Annotated in this window: 20 protein-coding genes; 1 reads left to right on the top strand and 19 read right to left on the bottom strand. The window is 40.9% G+C overall.

Going from position 1 to position 19660, the window contains the following annotated elements; translation table 11 throughout:
- From IGI41_RS11195 to IGI41_RS11265, 15 genes are all read right to left on the bottom strand, one after another.
- Nucleotides 1-783 carry an RNA-binding protein gene (locus IGI41_RS11195; protein WP_430609847.1) on the bottom strand — a complete coding sequence of 261 codons (783 nt, stop codon included), beginning with the start codon at nt 781-783 and terminating at the stop codon, nt 1-3.
- Between the two features lie 19 nt (nt 784-802).
- Nucleotides 803-1057 (bottom strand): YggT family protein, encoded by a 255-nt coding sequence (locus IGI41_RS11200; RefSeq protein WP_430609848.1) that lies wholly within the window; start codon nt 1055-1057, stop codon nt 803-805.
- 35 nt (nt 1058-1092) lie between these two features.
- Complete coding sequence (locus tag IGI41_RS11205) at nt 1093-1728, bottom strand: cell division protein SepF (protein ID WP_430609849.1); 636 nt, start codon at nt 1726-1728, stop codon at nt 1093-1095.
- A 13-nt stretch (nt 1729-1741) separates the two neighbouring features.
- Nucleotides 1742-2416, bottom strand: coding sequence for a YggS family pyridoxal phosphate-dependent enzyme (locus IGI41_RS11210; protein ID WP_430609851.1), 675 nt, complete (start codon nt 2414-2416; stop codon nt 1742-1744).
- 12 nt (nt 2417-2428) lie between these two features.
- The gene (ftsZ, locus tag IGI41_RS11215) at nt 2429-3673 is read right to left on the bottom strand and encodes a cell division protein FtsZ (RefSeq protein WP_430609852.1); all 1245 of its coding nucleotides are present in this window, start codon (nt 3671-3673) and stop codon (nt 2429-2431) included.
- A 32-nt stretch (nt 3674-3705) separates the two neighbouring features.
- Nucleotides 3706-5028: a cell division protein FtsA gene (ftsA, locus tag IGI41_RS11220; protein ID WP_430609853.1), complete on the bottom strand. Its 1323-nt coding sequence runs from the start codon at nt 5026-5028 to the stop codon at nt 3706-3708.
- Between the two features lie 151 nt (nt 5029-5179).
- A complete protein-coding gene (locus IGI41_RS11225) occupies nt 5180-6124 on the bottom strand; it encodes a cell division protein FtsQ/DivIB (RefSeq protein WP_430609854.1) in 945 nt (314 codons plus the stop codon).
- Between the two features lie 119 nt (nt 6125-6243).
- Nucleotides 6244-7338 carry an undecaprenyldiphospho-muramoylpentapeptide beta-N-acetylglucosaminyltransferase gene (murG, locus tag IGI41_RS11230; RefSeq protein ID WP_430609855.1) on the bottom strand — a complete coding sequence of 365 codons (1095 nt, stop codon included), beginning with the start codon at nt 7336-7338 and terminating at the stop codon, nt 6244-6246.
- Nucleotides 7339-7343: 5 nt separating this feature from the next.
- On the bottom strand, nt 7344-8711 hold the full coding sequence (gene murD, locus IGI41_RS11235) for a UDP-N-acetylmuramoyl-L-alanine--D-glutamate ligase (protein ID WP_430609856.1): 1368 nt from the start codon (nt 8709-8711) through the stop codon (nt 7344-7346).
- Between the two features lie 13 nt (nt 8712-8724).
- Nucleotides 8725-9687 carry a phospho-N-acetylmuramoyl-pentapeptide-transferase gene (gene mraY / locus IGI41_RS11240; protein ID WP_430609857.1) on the bottom strand — a complete coding sequence of 321 codons (963 nt, stop codon included), beginning with the start codon at nt 9685-9687 and terminating at the stop codon, nt 8725-8727.
- Between the two features lie 14 nt (nt 9688-9701).
- Entirely contained in the window at nt 9702-11897 is a 2196-nt protein-coding gene (locus IGI41_RS11245; RefSeq protein WP_430609858.1) for a penicillin-binding transpeptidase domain-containing protein, read from the bottom strand.
- Nucleotides 11898-12317 carry a cell division protein FtsL gene (ftsL, locus tag IGI41_RS11250; protein WP_430609859.1) on the bottom strand — a complete coding sequence of 140 codons (420 nt, stop codon included), beginning with the start codon at nt 12315-12317 and terminating at the stop codon, nt 11898-11900. It lies immediately after the preceding gene.
- Nucleotides 12318-12322: 5 nt separating this feature from the next.
- A complete protein-coding gene (rsmH, locus tag IGI41_RS11255) occupies nt 12323-13282 on the bottom strand; it encodes a 16S rRNA (cytosine(1402)-N(4))-methyltransferase RsmH (RefSeq protein ID WP_430609860.1) in 960 nt (319 codons plus the stop codon).
- 14 nt (nt 13283-13296) lie between these two features.
- The gene (gene mraZ / locus IGI41_RS11260) at nt 13297-13728 is read right to left on the bottom strand and encodes a division/cell wall cluster transcriptional repressor MraZ (RefSeq protein WP_430609861.1); all 432 of its coding nucleotides are present in this window, start codon (nt 13726-13728) and stop codon (nt 13297-13299) included.
- Nucleotides 13729-13923: 195 nt separating this feature from the next.
- Nucleotides 13924-14292: a DUF3397 domain-containing protein gene (locus IGI41_RS11265; protein WP_430609862.1), complete on the bottom strand. Its 369-nt coding sequence runs from the start codon at nt 14290-14292 to the stop codon at nt 13924-13926.
- Nucleotides 14293-14617: 325 nt separating this feature from the next.
- Between IGI41_RS11265 and IGI41_RS11270 the strand changes: the two genes are divergently transcribed.
- Complete coding sequence (locus IGI41_RS11270) at nt 14618-14737, top strand: DUF4044 domain-containing protein (RefSeq protein WP_082348610.1); 120 nt, start codon at nt 14618-14620, stop codon at nt 14735-14737.
- A gap of 42 nt (nt 14738-14779) precedes the next feature.
- Here IGI41_RS11270 and cls read toward each other — a convergent pair whose 3' ends face one another.
- The 4 genes from cls to prfB form a co-directional block, all read right to left on the bottom strand.
- Nucleotides 14780-16225, bottom strand: a complete 1446-nt coding sequence (gene cls / locus IGI41_RS11275) for a cardiolipin synthase (protein WP_430609863.1) — start codon at nt 16223-16225, stop codon at nt 14780-14782.
- Between the two features lie 639 nt (nt 16226-16864).
- The gene (ftsX, locus tag IGI41_RS11280; protein ID WP_430609864.1) at nt 16865-17749 is read right to left on the bottom strand and encodes a permease-like cell division protein FtsX; all 885 of its coding nucleotides are present in this window, start codon (nt 17747-17749) and stop codon (nt 16865-16867) included.
- Nucleotides 17742-18428: a cell division ATP-binding protein FtsE gene (gene ftsE / locus IGI41_RS11285; protein WP_054115440.1), complete on the bottom strand. Its 687-nt coding sequence runs from the start codon at nt 18426-18428 to the stop codon at nt 17742-17744. Before ftsE ends, ftsX begins: the two co-directional genes overlap by 8 nt.
- 115 nt (nt 18429-18543) lie before the next feature.
- Nucleotides 18544-19651 (bottom strand): peptide chain release factor 2 gene (gene prfB, locus IGI41_RS11290; protein ID WP_430609865.1). Its coding sequence is split into 2 segments (ribosomal slippage): nt 18544-19578 and nt 19580-19651, totalling 1107 coding nucleotides; the frame shifts between segments, so codons are not numbered across the junction.
- Nucleotides 19652-19660 lie beyond the last annotated feature (9 nt).

Raw genomic sequence — 19660 nt, forward strand, 5'->3', positions numbered from 1 at the left:
TTATTTACGTAGAACACCTAACAACAATCTAACTTTTTCTTTTTTTGTTGTACCCTCTAACCCCTGTATTTGAATTCGACCAAATCCTCTTACTGATACGATATCCAGTAAATCCAGAACAAAATCTGGTCGTAGTACCTCGGTCCAATTGACTTTGACTTTTCCAGTCTCGATCAGCTGTTTCGATCGTTGTCGAGAAATATTGTATACGGCAGAGATCACTGTATCTAACCGCAATGAACTCACCGTTTCTCTTTCTTCAGTCCAGCCGTCTTTCGGTACGATCAATTCCGTATATTTGGTTTCTTCCAAACGTACAGACACATTGCCGATTTTTTCAACTTGCAGTTGAATGAATTGACTGACTTCTGAAGCAACAAATACTTGCCATATTTCCCCATCGGAAAGAATGTCACCAAAGTATTCTCTTTTGACCCCTGTACCCATCAATGTACCTAATACTTTCCCATGACTGAGAACGGTAAACTTTTTAGGGTATTGGATCGTGAACAATGTCATATCAAATTCATCCGTCGTCGGTACATAGTAATCTGGATAAATCAAACAGCGCCTTCTTTCCGCTGCCTCATACCCGCCAAAAAAGCGGTAACTTAGATCTGTCGATTGTCGAATCAAACTTTCTAAGATATAAGCTTGTCTGGGGTCTAGGAAATCTGTTAGGAATGGTGCATATTGCATTTGTACTTGCTCGATCCATCCTTCAGCGGAATCAATAAAAGGGCGCTCATCGTTTCGAAAATGTTGATAGACATTTGCGTTCATCGATAATCACCCCTTACTTCTAAAATAAAATTGATGTAACAATAACAGTCAATCCTTGTGCGGCCAATTGTAAAACGATCACTGCCACAGCAATCGTAAAGTCAATGCCGCCAATGCTGAGATTTACTCGATCAAACAAACTTAAATAAGGCTCACAGACTTTAGATAGGAAACGGCCAAAAGCCGATTGGTATCCCCCCGGAAACCAAGATAACAATGCATAGATCACAAGTAAAATCGTGTATAAGTAAACCGCATCATTGAACAGTTTCAATAGATTATAGATTAAAATCGGCGTTCCTCCTCAAATTAAAGATCAAAGAAATTCGTGTCTGCCAATGTTTGCGCAGTGCCGTCGATTTCCATTCCTTTAGGGGTGCAAAGAAAAATTTCATCGCCGACCCGTTTGATATCTCCATCTTCAGCGTACACTGTTCCTGTCAAAAAATCAACTATTCGACGGGCCTGATACTCTTCAATTAAGTGAAAATTAACAAGTACTGCATCCCCATTGATGACTTGCTTGGCAATGCCCATAGCCTCAGAATAGACCCTTGGTTCCACGATGGTGATTTTGCCAGCCATTTTGGGTTTGGCATCTTTTGTTTTGGTATTGCTATTGGCTCGCTGTTGTGCCATTGGCACCACTTTTTCCTCAGCTTTGAATGCAGATTTGCTGCGCTCTGGTGCCACAGTCGTTTGTTGTTGACTTGCAGCTTGAGGCTGATAGCGATGTTGTTGCGCTTGTGTCCGGTTCCGCGTTTCTGGCTCCGCATATGTGAATGCTGGACCGTTCGCAGCTTTAGGTGTCGTATAGGCATTTCCTTGATTGACAGCTACTTTAGGCACTGCTCTTAGTGTATTTTCTTGTGCAATCGATTCACTCTCGAAATCTTCTTCATCAGTTAGGCCAAAAAAATTGGTTAATTTATCTTTGAGCGACATCAGTCAACCTCCTTTACTCTTGAAATAATGCTGTTCCTACACGGATAAACGTTGCGCCTTCTTGAATGGCTTCTGGGAAATCATTACTCATTCCCATACTTGTTTCCAAACAAGGGGCATGTGTAAGATGCAGATCAGCGATTCGCTGTTGTATTTGTTTTAAGGTCTTAAACAGTTGGTGTCGTTCGCTGCTGGAAGCATTGAGGGGCGCCATCGTCATCAAACCGATCACACGTATATTATCCAAAGAAGCAAGATCGCGAATAAAGCCGTCGACTTCTTCAGAGGAAATACCTTGTTTTGAAGCTTCCTGCGAAACATTCACTTCCACAAAACAGTTGATTGGCTGCTCTGCTCGTTTTTGGATCTCTTGTGCTAATTTTAGAGAGTCCAAAGCATGAAAGTAATCAATTTCATTGATAATTGATTTTACCTTTCTACGCTGTAAATTTCCAATAAAATGCCATTTGACATGAGGATAATCCCGAAGTGCTTGTTTCTTCGATAGTAATTGCTCTACGCGATTTTCAGCGCAATCAGTTACACCAGCATCCAACAAAATTTGCGTCGTTTCTGTGTCCACTGATTTTGTGACAGCAACCAAGCGAACATCCGATGCCTTTCTAGAAACAAGAGCACAGGAATCCTGTATCTCTTGCCGGATCTTGTGCAAGTTCTCAGAAATCATGTGCTCTGCCCCCTAGCGTTTACGACGGAAAAACGGTGGTGTACTTAATTCATCATCATCGTTTGATTTTACATCGTCACGGCTAAATGTATCGAATTCTTTTTTCTCAACATTCTCAAATGTATTTTCTTCAACTTTAGGCCGCACATTTTGCTCTTTACGTATATCCCAATCGCCAAAACCGCTATTGTCTTCTGCTTGTGCTGGACGTGCTTGTTCCATATCTAATGTTGGTTTTTGCGGAATAGAATGGATTTGACTTTGACTTTGTCTACTTGAACGAGCTGTGCGTTCTTTCTTTGACGGATCAATGCCTGTTGCAATGACAGTCACTCTGATTTCGTCACCTAAATCTTCATTGATCGACGTACCTAAGATAATATTGACATCCCCTGTTGCTGCGTGGGCAACGATATCAGAAGCATCTTGCGCTTCGAATAAAGTCATGTCTAATCCACCAGTAATATTTAATAAGACTTGTTCAGCACCATCGATCGATGTTTCAAGCAATGGAGAAGAAATAGCTTTCTTCGTTGCTTCGATCACACGTTCTTCACCACTGGCCACACCAATACCCATCAACGCAGTACCTTGATTTTCCATCACTGTTTTGACATCAGCGAAATCGAGGTTGACGTAGCCTGGTGCCGTGATCAAATCAGAGATACCTTGCACACCTTGGCGCAACACATTATCTGCTTCACGGAATGCTTCAAGCATTGGCGTCTTCTTGTCAACGACTTCCAATAAACGGTTGTTAGAAATGATCAATAATGTATCAACATTTTCTTTTAATTTTGCGATACCTTCTGCAGCAAAGCGACCACGTTTAGGTCCTTCAAAAGTAAATGGACGTGTCACAACACCCACAGTCAACGCACCGATTTCTTTAGCAAGTTTAGCTACGATCGGTGCAGCACCTGTACCGGTACCACCGCCCATACCAGCAGTGATAAAGATCATGTCTGCGCCTTCTAATGAATCGCGGATTGCATCTTCACTTTCTTCAGCAGCTTTTTCTCCAACTTCTGGTTGAGATCCAGCACCTAATCCACGAGTATATTTAGGGCCTAATTGAATCACAGTTTCTGCTTTTGAGTTTTTTAATGCTTGAACATCTGTATTGGCTGCAATAAATTCTACGCCTTTAACGTTTTCTTCGATCATACGATTGACAGCATTACCGCCGCCGCCACCGACACCGATGACTTTGATGACAGCACCATCATTGATGTTATTATCAATTGAAAATTCCATAGTTTGTCTTCCTCCTGAAAATCATTTTTAGGTTATTCAAAGATATTTGAGAAGAAATCTTTCACACGAGTGGTAATTGAACCAGATGCTTTTTCTTCTTCAACTTCTTCATAGGTTTCTTCGGGTGCTTCGTATTGTTGTTCATAGTTTGTTTCTTGCTGTACAGCTACTGGTTGGTGATGTGACGTCTTTTCGCCAGTGATTGCACTTTTAGCCAGTTGATATACTTCACTTAAATTAGCAGAATAATCAACGATACTGATCACATTTGTAAAGACTGGATTACGTAACCCCATATGATTTGGTACATATAATTTTACATTTGTTTCGAACACTTCTTGTGCCAAATCCACAACACCTGGCAAACTTGCTGCGCCACCTGTCAAAATCACACCGCCTGGTAATTCCAAACCGTCGATTTCATTCAATACTTCTTTTGACTTAATAAAAATTTGTTCCATACGCGCTTCAATGATTTCAGAAAGATAACGCTCGTCGATTTTAACTGGTTCTGATTTACCGATCACATCTACTGGAAATTCTTCACTCGCAGACGTTCTTTCAGGATAAGCATCACCATAGTTGATTTTTAACGCTTCTGCATTATTGAAAGATGTATTCAATACAGTAGAAATATCTTTTGTGACGAATTCGCCGCCTTCTTGATTGACATGGGTAAATTTCAATTGTTTATCATGCATCGCAGAAGTAGTTGTTTGTCCACCGCCGATATCGATGACGATCGTGCCAAAATCTTTTTCGCCATCTGACAAAATCGATTCTGTCAGTGCCAAAGGAGTGATGACAAGCTCATTGACGATCAAGCCTGATTTTTCAACACATTTGCGGATATTATGGATAATCGTTTTCGGTCCAGTATAGACTACACCAAACATTTCTAATCGAACACCGATCATACCGCGGGGATCTTTGATGCCTTCAAATCCATCAACTGTGAATTCTTGAGGCAAGATTGCAATGATTTGTCTTTCTGGAGGTGTTGAGCGGACAAGTGCTGCTGAAGCAACATTACGCACATCCTCATCAGTGATTTCTTTTGATTCGCTGTTGACTGCGATCATACCTTGGCAATTTTCAACATCAAGTAAATTAGCTGGCACACCTACACTGACGCTGCGAATTTGAATACCTGCTTTTTCTTCTGCCTGTCTTACTGCTCTTTGAATGGCTTGTACCGTTTTATCAATATCTACAATGATTCCACGATTGATCCCTTCAGATTTTGCATTTCCTACACCAATAATATTCATTTGGCTGTCAACGTATTCAGCAACAACAACTTTAACCGATGTCGTTCCGATATCAAGGCCAACATACATTCCCGTTTTTGCCATGGATGGGGTTCCCTCCTACTTAATTGGATATATAGCGAACCATCACAGTCCGTTTTTAATGTTCGATCGAATAATTTGTTCACTGTTACCAATTCTACCATATATTGGCGATTTATAGAAACAAGTTAATAAAAAAACTCTTGATTTTTTTCTAAGAATCAGCATCTTCAGATTGTTCTGTCTTTGCATCATCTTCTTTGGTGCTAGAAATTGGATACGTAAAGATACCAACCTCCATATCTACAATACTTGCTTCCTTCAAATCACTGGCGATTTGGGGATAGTATTGCATTTGACTAGCCATGTTAGAGATATTCACGATAATTTGATTTCCATCATTCATGAATAAGGTCAATAATTCCGTATTGCTTTCTCTTGGTGTCGATTTGATTTGAGAGATACCGTCTTGTAATTCTTGACTTAATTTTTGATAGGCAGTCAAAACCGCTTTGATTTGTGTTTCGTCAGTAAAATCTTCCAATATCGGTAAACCTTCGATTGGTTGATCACTGGTTTCAGAAAGAACAACACCATTTTCCAATATAGCTGCGTAAGTATCATCTTGAGCCAGTAATGCGACTTCTTCGTATTCTTGCACTGATATTTCAAAATGATTCAAGCCAACTAACGAAATCGTCGCTTGCTTGATACGAGGAATGGCCTTTTCGATAGCTGCTTCGCGTTTGTTGCGGCCTAAAAATTGCGGCCATAGGTCTTCATTAATCGTCAAATCCGAATCAACGATGATCTCTTCTTGTGACACGTCTTGGTTTCCTTTGACAGTCACTTCAGTTAATCTGCTTAACGGCGAAACGAAATATAACACGACCAATAAAGGAACCATTAAGATCCCGATAATAAGTGCCAAACGGCGAATCAGTAGTCGATTCCGATAATGCTTCAAGTTCGGCAATCGATCAGCAAAGGACCGTGGCTGTTCGTCCACTTGCTCTTTTTCTTCAGGGTCATCCTCAAAAGATGCCAATTGTATGTCTTCTGGCGCCACTTGGTCCGCTGTTTCTGATTCTTTTTCATCTGAATCGACTGCAGCATCAGCTGATTGAGACCAAAGCGGCTGATCACCTTTTTCTTGCAAATACTTTAAATTTTCTCTTTGCCAAGGAGTCAACTCTTCTGTTGACGAGGGGGTTTGATCATCATGAGGTTGTTTGTCTTTACTAATGATAATCGCTCCTTTCTATCCCACACATTGTACTATTTGATGATCTCTTGCACAAGTCGAAATAATCTTTCTGAAGCATCGCTGATTCCTTGTTCTTTTGAGGCTTGCGCCATTTCTTTGCGTACAGCCTCATTCCCCATGATACTGTCAACAGCAGCAACTAAATTGCGGCTATCCAATTCATTATCAGCAATCATTTTGACAGCACCAGCATTGACCAAACTTTGGGCATTTTTCGTTTGATGGTCATTGGTCACATAAGGGCTCGGAATCAAAATTGCAGGAATCCCAAGAGCTGTAAACTCAGCGATCGATGTTGCTCCTGCACGACCAATCAGCAAGTCGCTATTGGCCATCACTTCGGCCATTTGATCAATGTACGGACGGATACTAATATTTGGAAACGCATCTTTAGACATACCGATTTTTTCTTCGATTTCTTTATAATAACGTTCACCGGAAGCATAGAGTACTTGATAGTCTTTTTGAGCAAACAGCGGTATCGCGTCGATCAATGCTTGATTGATTTTTAATGCACCTTGGCTCCCGCCAAAAATCAGCACTGTCGGAAGTCCTGGCTTTAAATCATACTCGGAGAGAATAGAAGATTTATGACAATTTCTAACCTCTTGTCCTCGGGGATTGCCAACCAAAGCCGTTTTTTGGGCAGGAAAATACTGTGCGGCATCTTGGAATGCGATTGCGATTTTGTCCACATACTTTGTCAAAAACTTATTGGTGATCCCAGGGACACTATTTTGTTCATGGATGATCGTTGGAATGTTGAGTCTTGATGCTGCAAATACGACAGCTCCAGAAACATAACCACCTGTTCCGATCACAACATCAGGTTGAAAGGCTTTGATGATTTTTTTTGCCGCTAGATAACTCTTTAAAAACAACTGTACTGTCTTTACATTGTCCAACGATAACTTACGTTTGAATCCTTGGATTTCTAATGTTTGAAATGGGATACCCGTCGGCGGGACGATTTTATTTTCCAAACCTCTGGTGGCACCGATATAAAGAAACTCTGCTTCTTTATCGATTGATCGTACATAGTCAACAAAAGATAACGCAGGATAAATATGTCCGCCTGTTCCGCCACCGGTCACTAAAATTTTCATGTTGTTCACTCATTTCTTTTCAAATCTGATACGGCTGTCATGAACTTATCGCCGCGTATCTCGAAGTTGGGGTATTGATCCCAACTGGCATTTGCTGGCGACAATAAAATGGTGTCGCCTGCTTGACTGTGCTTGAAGGCAACAGGCACGGCAGTCGTGACATTTTCAGTCATTTCAATAACGGGTACTTGTGCTGCTCTCGCAGCTTGGGCCAACTTATCTTTCGTTTCCCCGAATAGGATGATTGCTTTTAGCCCTTTAAAATAAGGGATAAGATCATCAAAATCATTTCCACGGTCTAAGCCACCCGCCAACAAAATCAACTGTTGATTAGCAAAACCATCTAAAGCCATTTTAGTAGCCAAACTATTGGTGGCTTTAGAATCGTTATAAAATTTCACACCTCGATACGTACCGACGTATTGCGTCCGATGTGGTACCCCACTAAATGTTTGCAAGGCTTCTTTGATATCCTCATTTGAAATGCCGGATAATTTACCGACTGCAATAGCAGCTAAGGCATTCTCGACATTGTGACTGCCGGGTACCCCCACTTCAGCAACCGCCATGATGGGCTCACCTTTATAATAAAGATTGCCTTCTAGCAAGTATGCGCCATCCACTTGTTCTTTCGTTGAAAATGGCACTACTTTTGCCGCTGTCGTTGCCGCTAATTTTTGTAATTCTGGTTGATTCCAATTGATGACCAAATAATCATCAGCCGTCATATTTTGTTGCAGACGCCATTTTGCATGAACGTATTCAGGACGACTGCCATGATAATCGATATGGGCTTCATAAATATTGGTAATAACAGCGATGTGCGGACGTAAACTTTTGATCCCCATCAACTGAAAACTAGACAATTCCATCACCAACTGATCCGCTGCTGTTGCCTTTTGCGCAACAGAACTGGCAGGAAAGCCAATATTCCCTGACAAAAGCGCTTTGCCTTGTGTCAGGCCTGCGTTCAACACGTTGGCGATCATTGTTGTTGTAGTTGTCTTGCCGTTTGTTCCTGTAATCCCAATGATTGGGGCTTCTGAGATCTGATAGGCCAATTCCACTTCGGTGATCACTGGGATGCCTTTTGCTATAGCCCCTTGTACAATTGCTTGTGTATAAGGAATACCAGGGTTTTTGACAACCAATGAAAAGCCTTCTTCCAGCAACTCAATCGGATGACTCCCCGTGATCACTTTAACACCTAACGCCAAAAGATCTTGTGCCTCGGGATTTTCTGCAAAAGGTTTTCCATCATTGACGGTAACCAACGCGCCCAAATCATGTAATAATTTGGCCGCGCTGAATCCACTTTTTGCTAATCCTAGCACAAGAACTTTTTTATTTTGATATATAGTAATATTCTTCATTCTCTTCCATCTCCTACCATACAATGACTAAAGTAAGTATCGAACAAACCAATGCAATACACCAAAAAACAGTGTCGATTTTCCATTCTGACCAACCACTCATTTCAAAATGATGATGAATCGGAGACATTTTAAAGATTCGTTTGCCAGTTAATTTAAAGGATGCCACTTGCAACATGACACTTGCCGTTTCGCATACATAGATCAAGCCAATCAGCAACAATGTCCATTCCTGATGCAACAAGATTGAGATTGCAGCTAAGAGACCACCTAGCGCAAGCGAACCAACATCACCCATGAAAATCTTTGCAGGTTTACGATTGTAGGGGAAAAAGCCGATCAAACCGCCAATGACCGCCAAACACACGATCAAGATATCCATTTGGTCTTGTCTCCAGGCGATGATTCCATATGTGGCAAAAGAAATCGTGCCTAGCCCCGCAACCAATCCATCGATACCATCGGTTAAATTGACTGCATTGGAAAATCCAACCAGCCAAAATATAACAAACAGCCCATAAAATACATTGAGCGGCACATCAATGCCAAAAAAGTTCAACGTATTTGCATTTCCCTCAGATAGGAAAACAACATAAAAGACAATCCCACCAAGAATTTGACCAATCAATTTCTGTAATGAATTTAAGCCCATGTTTCTCTTCTTAAAGATTTTGATAAAATCATCAATGAATCCTAATGCACCGTAAAGCAAGGTGATAAACAAAAGAATGAACAATGATGCTGTCAATTGATGCTGCCAAGCCCCAACCCAGATCGTTGTGATCATCGCTGCGATCAAAAAGACGAATCCGCCCATGGTTGGTGTACCCGCTTTGATATTATGCCATTTGGGGCCTTCTCCACGAATCTCCTGCCCGTATTTCTTCATTTGAAAATACCCGATAAACAGGGGCATCGTAGCTGTTACGATGGCAAAACTACTCGCCAGCGGTAATATCATCTCTGTCCATTCCATGTTTTTCTCTCCTATTATTCGTTTTCACTTAATGTAAATTTGATTGACTCTCCAGATAGCTCAGTATATGGTTCTACGCTTTGCGCAGTACAATAGCCATCTCCTTCGAACGTAACATCAATATTGAGCAAGCTGCCAAATTTGATCAAATCGGCTTTGGACCAACCAGTCGTATCCGGCATATCATACGTGTCGCTGTCAGTGATCAACAAAACACGCTCACCAGACATGACTGTGGTGCCGCTATCCACTGACTGGGCAGTCACTTTGTCACCATCACCGATAACAACTGGTATCAAACCTAATTTTTGCACATCTGTTGCAGCTGATTCTGTGTCAAGATTGCGGTAATCATTGACAGTAATCTCGTCACTTGCTGTAGTTGTTTCATCTAATGATGCGGTTTTGAGATCCATGACCCGTTTCATCAACGGATTGGCAATCTCACCTAAAACGGTGCTTTCATGTTTTTCTGGTAATTTGATTGTTAAGTATAAAATATATTCTGGCTCTTCTGATGGAAACATCAAGACAACTGAGTACAAGTAATTTGATCCGCCAGATAAATATTTCCCTGTATCAGGATCAGCAACTTGGGCTGTTCCTGTTTTAGCTGAAATGTTATAGCCTGGTAATTCGTAAATACCATACGCACTCCCATAGTTTTCACTCTCAACGACGTCCCGCATATACTCTCGGACTTTGGTTGCGGCATTTTCCGTGATTGGATGTCCAACTTCTTCAGTTTGTGTGACAGTCGCATCACCAGTTTGATTATCAACGATTTTGCTGATAAATTGCGGTTTTAACATTGTACCGTTATTGGCAACCGATGTGAAAGCTTGCATCATTTGAAAATTGGTGACGCCAATGGCTTGCCCGAAAGAAGTCATCGCTTGACTGACTGGATTGTCTTCTGGTGTGATACCTGTATTTTCGTTTGGCAAACCTGAATATGTGCTGCGGCCAAAACCAAATTGTTTCAAATATTGTTGCCAACGATCAGTCATTCGTTGTTCTAAAGTCACCATTCCGATATTACTCGACCATGACAAAGCTTGTCGCATCGTCAATGTTCCTTTTTGACCATGATCCCAGTCATTGATCGTTGCATCATAAAGCTTAAGACCGTTGCTACTTGGGGTAAATGTTTCATTTTCATTGAAAATTCCTTGATCGATAGCTGCTGCTGTCGTTAAAATTTTCATTGTTGACCCAGGTTCGTAATTGTCTTCTACCAAAAGATTTTGCCAATCATTGATTGAATCTAAGTCTTCTGGATTATACGTTGGTCGTTGCGCCATCGCTATGATCTGACCAGTTTTGGCATCCATTAAATTAGCCGTCAAATTTTCAGGCTTATTGTCTTTAAACACAGAATCCATTAGCGTTTCTAAATACGTTTGGATACGGCTGTCGATCGTGGTATAAACATCTTTTCCATCAACAGCAGCCACTGTTTCTGCAATCGTACCTGGTAAAGGATTTTGATTATTGTCTTTTTGGTAAACGATCTTGCCATCCGTACCAGAAAGGATATCATTATAGGCGGCTTCCAGACCTGTTTTCCCTACGAGTCCTGTATCCTCATCGTTCGCTACTGCATAACCGATAAAATGAGAAGAGAAAACGCCATTAGGATATAACCGTGCTGGGTGACTGTCAAAGTGAAACCCTGCAATCCCCTCTTTTTCCATCGCTTCTTCGATTGTCTTCTTCTGTTCTAATGTAATGTTGTTACCTTTGCTTCCAAACGATACTTGCCATAACTGATCCGCAAGACCTGCTTCTAGTTTCTTCACAGCGGTATCTTCATCGATCCCTAACGTATCTGAAAGAATCTTGGCTAATTTATTAAAGTTCTTTTCCTCAGCGTACAATTTCTTTTTTCCATCCATATAGTTTTGATTCAAAACTGCATAGATCGAATAAGAAGTCACGTCTTCAGCAATGGCGATCCCATTGCGGTCATAAATCGTTCCTCGCTTCGCTTGAATCACTTCGCTGCCTTGGTATAAGTTTTTGGTTTTCTCAGCAAGAGAAGTACCTGCAACATCACCAACAATCACGATATAGCTCAAACGCGTGACAAACAAAAAGAACAATCCAATACTCGTAGCAAAGAGAATAATACCTACTTTTTTGCGATTGTTCATCGTAGTTTGATTGTTCTTTTTTAAGTATTGCTTGAATTTATCTGTTAGCTTCATCTAATCCACTTTCCTTAAATTGCCATCGTCAATGGACAATCCTTGATCCTCAGCTATCTTCTTGATTCGCTCGGTTTTAGAAAGCTCGTTTTTTTCTTGTTCCAACTGCTCTGCTTCAGCCGTTTTTGCATTGATATCTGATTGAATCAACGAAATATCATGTTCAACTTGACTGATATTGGTGCGAATACTAATCGTTAAGATGGCTAAAGTGATCACAGCCAAAACAACAAATGCAGCAATAAGCTTTTCTAATGCAGAAATACTTTTTAACCGGCGATGTGGAGATGCTGGGATGCGGATAACTTCAGGACGCTGAGGGTCATGGGGAAGTTTTTCAGCTATATGTTCAGTTTCTTGATTGAATTCAGGTTCTTGATGTTCTCTGAATTCATAGTCATGGACTTTTAATTCTGCCATAGCTGCTACCCTTCGCTTTCCTTCGTTTTTTCCGCAATTCGTAGTTTCGCACTACGAGAACGATTATTTTCATCTACCTCTTCATCAGATGGCAGGATTGGTTTTCTAGTCACCAACTTCAAAGTTGGTTGAAATTCTTCAGGTATGACCGGCAATCCTGGCGGCATATCTTTCGGACTACTGTATTCTTTGAACATCGATTTGACAATACGATCTTCTAAAGAGTGAAAAGTGATCACGCTGATACGTCCATTTTTTGCCAAAAGCGCAATTGCTTGTTCTAGCGACTCTTCGATCACACCCAGCTCATCATTGACAGCTATCCGTATGGCTTGGAAAACCCGTTTTGCTGGATGTCCGCCCTTTCTTCTGGCTGGTGCAGGAATCGCCGTTTTAATGATATCTACTAGTTCTCCTGTAGTCTTGATCGGACGCTCATCACGTACTCGTTCAATTTCACGGGCGATTTGTTTCGAAAACTTCTCTTCTCCATAACGGAAAAATATTTTTACTAATTGATTGTATGAAAAGTCATTTACCACATCATAGGCACTCAATGGTGCAGATTGGTCCATTCGCATGTCCAGAGGTGCATCTTGGTGATAACTAAATCCACGTTGCGCTTCATCTAACTGTGGTGAAGACACACCTAGATCGTACAAAATACCATCGACTTTCGTTACACCTTGTTGGTTCAGTGCTTCTTTTAAAAAGCGAAAATTGCTTTTTATGAATGTCACCATATTTTTTTCTATATAAGGTGCCAAGCGAACTTTGGCATGATCGATTGCTTTTTGATCTTGGTCAAAGGCATATAAATGACCTTGCTCAGATAATTGCGATAAGAGATACTCGCTATGGCCAGCCCCACCTAATGTACAATCGACATAGATACCATCAGGACGTATATTCAGCCCGTCTACTGTCTCTTGAAGCATAACGGTGTAGTGTTTGAAATCTGCCATTTGTTTTCCTCTTCCTATAAGCCAAAATCAATCATTGTTTCAGCAATTTCATCAAAATTTTCTTCAGCTTCAACGGTAAATGCTTGCCAACGGGTTTCATCCCAAATCTCGATTCGATTCGCTACGCCAATGATCACACAACTTTTTGTTAAAGCAGCATGCTCTCTTAACGCAACTGGGATATTGATTCTTCCCTGCTTGTCTACTTCACATTCTGTAGCAGCTGAATAGAAGAAGCGGACAAAAGTCCGTGCATCTTTTTTGGCAAGTGGCATTTCGTTCAACTTTTCTTCAAGTGTTTCCCATTCGGATAGAGGATAGCCAAATAAGCAGCCATCTAGCCCTCTTGTGACAACGAATTTTTCTCCAAGTTTATCCCGGAGTTTTGAAGGGACGATTAGTCGGCCTTTTGTATCGATCGCATGTTGATATTCACCCATAAACATCGACAAAAACCCCCAATCACCACTTGATATTCACAGTCTACCACAATCCCCCACTTTCTACCACAAATTCTACGAAATTTGAAAGGGAAGTTCTTTGACTATTCTTTACCAAATGCACAATTGCGGGTCTGACGTCTTTTAAAAGTCTTTAAAAAAACTTTAAAGCAAAAAATGAAGATTACTGACAAACTTGATTTACAAAAAATGAATGATATTCAAAATGACCAATACAATATGGAAGACGATCGTAAACAAAAAAATACTTCTCCAATACATCTTGGCATATCGTCCATATTCAATTTCTTGATAATAATAAGCTTGAAAAACCGCCAGTAGAATACCCAACAAAAATATCGATAGAAGATAATAAAGCGTAATTGCTTGATCAAAGGTATATGTTGATAATTGATGAATCCCAATAATCAAAAAAGGAACTGCGACATCTGGTGCCTTGATGTGAAATCGTTCGTTTAAAGAAAGCGTCGATACCAAAAAACGGCAAGCAAGATACACGATGGCTGGATAGATATACCAAAACAAAACAATTGGATTAAACGATGACATACAAAAAATCCTTTCTAACAACTAGTGTCACTATACTTTATTTACTTTACAACCTTATTGCAGTTTTTTTAAAAATGTATGGACAAATAAGTCAGACATGACATTTTTTAGCCGTTCACTAGATGAAGCGGCTCATTTACATAAACAAGGAGTTTTCTCTTTATATTAAAGCAGAAGGAAAGCACTTCAACAAGCGTATCTTGTCATTCTCTCGGTAATTTTGCTGTTTGGTTGATTTTTTATTAATTTCTACCGCCTTTATCTTGAGTTATCGCTTGATTGAAGGTACACTGTCACTAGAATAACTCTTGAAGGTGGATTTAAAATGAACGAGAAAAAACCAAAAAGCACATTTGCTAAGGTCACACAGGTTGTCATTTGGACAATGTTGATTCTAACAGTCGGTTCAATTTTCTTAGCCGCATATACTAGTATCATGGGTTAAAAAAATCCTCCCACAGGTCGATCGATCTGTGGGAGGATTTTTTTATAATAATGGCGAAATCAATCGTGCCAGGCCTTCTTTGATTTTGATTCGCATCGAGCGATTTTGGTAGTTTTCAATCGTCAACGCTTTTGAATCAGCTGAATCACGTAAAAACGCCGATTTGGCTTTTGTGGCGGTTTCTACATCGTAAATGATCGTATTGACTTCAAAGTCAAGTCTGAAGGAACGCACATCGATATTGGCAGAACCAATCGATACGACACCACTATCAATGATCATCGTTTTGGCATGCATAAAGCCTTTTTCGTAAGTTTCGATCACAGCACCAAATTGCAGCAATTCCGCTGCAAATGAATACGTCGCCCAATAAACAAAAGGATGATCTGGTTTATTGGGAATTTGAATATGGACTTTGACGCCTGATATCAATGCAAGTTTCAATGCATTGTGGATGGATTCATCTGGAATATAATAAGGCGTTTGGATCATGATCTCTTTTTTTGCCAGATTGATCATTTTCAGATAAGTCATTTTGATCTCTTCACGTTCTGTATCAGGTCCACTCGTCACTACTTGTGCAGCAACTGTACCCGTGGTATGAACAGCAGGAAACAATGATTCCTCATATTTGATTTCTAACTTATGCTGAGAATTCCAGTCCATCAAAAATCGATTCTGTAACGAATAGACAGCTGGCCCTACGATACGCAAGTGATTATCTCGCCAATAACCAAACTTCTTGACACCTCCGAGATATTCATCACCCACATTAAAACCGCCTGTATAACCAATTCGCCCATCGATCACTACGATTTTACGATGGTTGCGGTAATTGATCCTTGGATTGATGTAAGGAACGAACAGTGGGAAAAAGAAAGAAACTTGACCACCATGTATCCGCAACTCTTCAAAAAATTTCAGCGAAACACTAGAACTGCCCCAAGCATCCAATAAGACCCGTACTTTTACACCCCGCTTAGCTGCCTTTATCAACGCTTGTTTGATTTCTTTTCCCAGATCATCACTGCGATAAATATAATATTCCATGTGGATATGTTCTTGCGCTTGATCAATGTCTGCAATCAATGCATCGAATTTTTCTCTTCCATCTGTGTATAACGTAAGTTGATTACTTGTCGTGTACAACGATTGACCAAAAATCGTCAATAAATAGACCAATTGTTTGACCTCAACTTGATCGGTCGGAGGATGTGGAAAGAGCTGGCGTTTAAGGGCTTGCTTTTGTTCCGCCAGTTCAACATTCAAGCCTACATTCGCTTGAGCGCGCATATCGAAAATTTTTTCTTTAGAGATACCTCTTCCGAGGAAAACATATAAAACAAAGCCCACGATCGGTACAAACATCAATACCAAAAGCCATGCCCATGTTTGGGCTGTTTGTTTGCGTTCTCTGAAAATAATAATGGCTGATAATAATAAATTGACTATAAAAAGAATCGTGACTAAATGATTCATATCAAACATGCATTTCCCCCATCCTTCCTCTCATCAAGCATATCTAAGACAAAGCGCAATGTAAAGAAGCACTTCACTAAAACCAAAGAAACTATCCATGATTCCAGTGGATCTGTTTAAGCGACTACGTTCCCTTCGGTCACCTAGTACTGTTCATCATCTACTCGTCTGCACTTCGTTACGCCTACAGTCTCTTCTAAGCGAATTCCGCTAAGAAGGACTTGCATGCCTTGCTTTGCAAGTCAATCGTAGTGATTCGGGGGTACGGTGACTACGTTCCCTTCGGTCACCTAGTACTGTTCATCATCTACTCTGCCTTGCTTTGCAAGTCAATCGTAGTGATTCGAGGGTACGGTGACTACGTTCCCTTCGGTCACCTAGTACTGTTCATCATCTACTCTGCCTTGCTTTGCAAGTCAATCGTAGTGATTCGAGGGTACGGTGACTACGTTCCCTTCGGTCACCTAGTACTGTTCATCATCTACTCTGCCTTGCTTTGCAAGTCAATCGTAGTGATTCGAGGGTACGGTGACTACGTTCCCTTCGGTCACCTAGTACTGTTCATCATCTACTCTGCCTTGCTTTGCAAGTCAATCGTAGTGATTCACAGCAAAAAAAGCCGATTCTATATGAATCGGCTTTTCGCTATTATACTTTTAAGAAACGACGCATGGATAGGACGGATCCTAACGAACCAATCACAATACCAATCAACGCCATCACGCCACAAACTTGCAACAAGAAGGTGTGTGGTGCAATCAAACTATAATTAGACCGCAACAATGAAGGGTTGACCAATGCATAGACTTGGTGATAGCCAAAGTACATGATCGCAATTGGTACGATCGATCCTAGCAGCCCGATCCAACCACCTTCTAAGAAGAACGGCCAACGGATATACCCATTTTTTGCACCAACCAGGCGCATGATTTGGATTTCTCTTTGACGAGAAAGAATCGTGATTCGAATCGTATTCGAAATCAAGAACATTGCTACAAAAATCAAGAGAACGGCTGCTGCCAAGCCCCATGTCCGAACAGCTGCTGATAGTGAAAAGATTCTATCTGAAGAATCGCCACCATAGTCTGCTTTAAAGACATTTGCCAAATCTCCAGCTTGATCTGCAATATCTTTCGTATATTCCGGATCCGTGGCACTGACGACATAGACATTGTATAAAGGATTACTATCTCCCTCAAACAAGTTCCAAGAATCGCCCATCGCATCTTGGATTTTCTTCAACTCATCGTCACGACTTGAAAAGTGAACTTCTGATACATTCGGTAAATCTTTTAACTGTTGTTCCAAAGCATCCATATCCTCTTGCTCGGTACCAATATCAACAAAGACCGAGACATCGACGTTTTCTCGAATATCCTCAGCTAATTTCGTGGCATTTAAAATGACACCTAGAAAAATACCCACCAATGTCAATGTGATCGTTACCGCACTGAGCGAGGCAATGGTCATCCAACCATTACGTTTTAAACTTTTGATACTCTCAAGGAGATGACGGAAAAAAGTTCTAATCATCGTAGCCATATTCTCCTTCCGCTTGGTCGCGAATAATGCGTCCATTTTCAATTGCAATTACGCGGTGACGAATCGTATTTACGATCGTACTATTATGCGTTGCCATCACAACAGTTGTCCCCTGCGCATTGATCCGATCTAACAACTTCATGATCTCCCATGAATTTTCAGGATCTAAGTTTCCAGTTGGTTCGTCAGCAATCAAGACTTTCGGTGTATTCACAATTGCACGAGCAATCGATACCCGTTGCTGCTCCCCACCAGATAATTCACTAGGGAACACCCGAACTTTGTGTTTCAACCCAACTAAATCAAGTACTTCCATTACCCGTTTTTTGACATCTCGCGGCTTACGTCCGATAACTTGCATAGCATAGGCAACATTTTCAAAGACTGTTTTGCGGGGCAATAATTTATAATCTTGGAAAACTACGCCAATTTCACGACGCATCAATGGAATCTCACGACTTTTCATGCCGACTAAATCATAGCCTGCGACATTCAATACACCTTTAGTTGCTTTTTCTTCTCGATACATCAATTTAATAAAGGTAGATTTACCTGCGCCAGAAGGGCCGACGACATAAACAAATTCTCCTTGATCAATCGAAATCGATAGGTTGCGGATAGCAGTCGTACCATTAGAGTACTTCTTCATTATGTCTTTCATTTCAATCATACAGCTATCTCTCCATCTCAAAAATTTTCATACTGGCTTATTATAGCATGAATATATTTCACATTGCTTGCAACAGATTACAATTGTATGTCAATCTGTTTAAGTGCCTGCAAGGTTATTTTTGGTTTAGTTTTAGCTTCAAAAAGGCATCGATAAATCCGTCAAGATCGCCATCCATTACCGCCTGTACATTTCCAGTCTCATAATTGGTGCGATGGTCTTTCACCATTGAATAAGGATGGAACACATAAGAACGGATTTGAGAGCCCCAGCCAATCTCCATTTGCTCTCCGCGCAACGCAGCGGCTTCTTGTTCTTTCTTTTCTACTTCTAACTGATAAAGCTTAGCCTTCAACATGCCCATCGCTTGCTCGCGGTTTTTCAATTGCGAACGTTGTGCTTGACTTGCCACTACAGTACCAGTTGGGATATGCGTGATACGGACAGCTGATTCTGTTTTATTGATGTGCTGACCACCAGCTCCGCTGGCTCGATAGGTATCGACTTTCAAGTCATCAGAATTGATTTCAATATCGATATTGCCGTCTAATTCAGGCATAACATCTACAGAACAAAATGAAGTATGGCGACGTTTGGCTGAATCAAACGGTGAGATTCGTACCAAACGATGTACCCCTTTTTCTGACTTCAAATAGCCATAGGCATTATGGCCTTTGATCAATAGCGTGACACTTTTGATCCCTGCTTCATCACCAGCTTGGTAGTCTAATGTTTCGACAGTATACCCATGCTGCTCACAAAACCGAGTATACATACGTAAGAGCATGCTGCCCCAATCTTGCGACTCGGTTCCACCAGCGCCAGGGTGCAATTCGATGATCGCATTATTGCGGTCATATGGTTCATCTAAAAGCATTGCCAACTCATAGGTCGCCATTTTGTCATTCAGCTTTTGCATCCGCTCAGCTAATTCACTTTCCATCTCTTCATCTGGTTCTTCTTGAATCATTTCCAGCATGACATCCAATTCTTCCAATTCTTCTGCCAGCTGATTGAATTGATCATAGGTTTCTTTATTGGCATTATTGGCATTGATGACGATTTGCGCTTTTTCCGAATCATCCCAAAATGCAGGATCTGCCATTTGGTGCTCAGCTTCAGCAATGTCTTCTTCTAACTGATCTAAGTCAAAGAGACCCCCTAAAACTAGTTATTTTCTCATGCATGTCGTTTAATTGATTGCGGATATCTGCGATTTCCATTGATTTTCC

It is taken from the genome of Enterococcus sp. DIV0876 (assembly GCF_050529585.1).
GTDB lineage: Bacteria > Bacillota > Bacilli > Lactobacillales > Enterococcaceae > Enterococcus_D.

Coding starts and splice junctions, on each gene's coding strand:
- IGI41_RS11265 (WP_430609862.1), bottom strand. CDS start 14,292: ATGTCATCGTTTAATCCAATTGTTTTGTTTTGGTATATCTATCCAGCC.
- rsmH (WP_430609860.1), bottom strand. CDS start 13,282: ATGGCAGATTTCAAACACTACACCGTTATGCTTCAAGAGACAGTAGAC.
- IGI41_RS11210 (WP_430609851.1), bottom strand. CDS start 2,416: ATGATTTCTGAGAACTTGCACAAGATCCGGCAAGAGATACAGGATTCC.
- IGI41_RS11270 (WP_082348610.1), top strand. CDS start 14,618: ATGAACGAGAAAAAACCAAAAAGCACATTTGCTAAGGTCACACAGGTT.
- ftsA (WP_430609853.1), bottom strand. CDS start 5,028: ATGGCAAAAACGGGAATGTATGTTGGCCTTGATATCGGAACGACATCG.
- ftsZ (WP_430609852.1), bottom strand. CDS start 3,673: ATGGAATTTTCAATTGATAATAACATCAATGATGGTGCTGTCATCAAA.
- cls (WP_430609863.1), bottom strand. CDS start 16,225: ATGTTTGATATGAATCATTTAGTCACGATTCTTTTTATAGTCAATTTA.
- IGI41_RS11245 (WP_430609858.1), bottom strand. CDS start 11,897: ATGAAGCTAACAGATAAATTCAAGCAATACTTAAAAAAGAACAATCAA.
- murG (WP_430609855.1), bottom strand. CDS start 7,338: ATGAAAATTTTAGTGACCGGTGGCGGAACAGGCGGACATATTTATCCT.
- ftsX (WP_430609864.1), bottom strand. CDS start 17,749: ATGATTAGAACTTTTTTCCGTCATCTCCTTGAGAGTATCAAAAGTTTA.
- mraZ (WP_430609861.1), bottom strand. CDS start 13,728: ATGTTTATGGGTGAATATCAACATGCGATCGATACAAAAGGCCGACTA.
- IGI41_RS11195 (WP_430609847.1), bottom strand. CDS start 783: ATGAACGCAAATGTCTATCAACATTTTCGAAACGATGAGCGCCCTTTT.
- ftsE (WP_054115440.1), bottom strand. CDS start 18,428: ATGATTGAAATGAAAGACATAATGAAGAAGTACTCTAATGGTACGACT.
- murD (WP_430609856.1), bottom strand. CDS start 8,711: ATGAAGAATATTACTATATATCAAAATAAAAAAGTTCTTGTGCTAGGA.
- IGI41_RS11205 (WP_430609849.1), bottom strand. CDS start 1,728: ATGTCGCTCAAAGATAAATTAACCAATTTTTTTGGCCTAACTGATGAA.
- ftsL (WP_430609859.1), bottom strand. CDS start 12,317: ATGGCAGAATTAAAAGTCCATGACTATGAATTCAGAGAACATCAAGAA.
- mraY (WP_430609857.1), bottom strand. CDS start 9,687: ATGGAATGGACAGAGATGATATTACCGCTGGCGAGTAGTTTTGCCATC.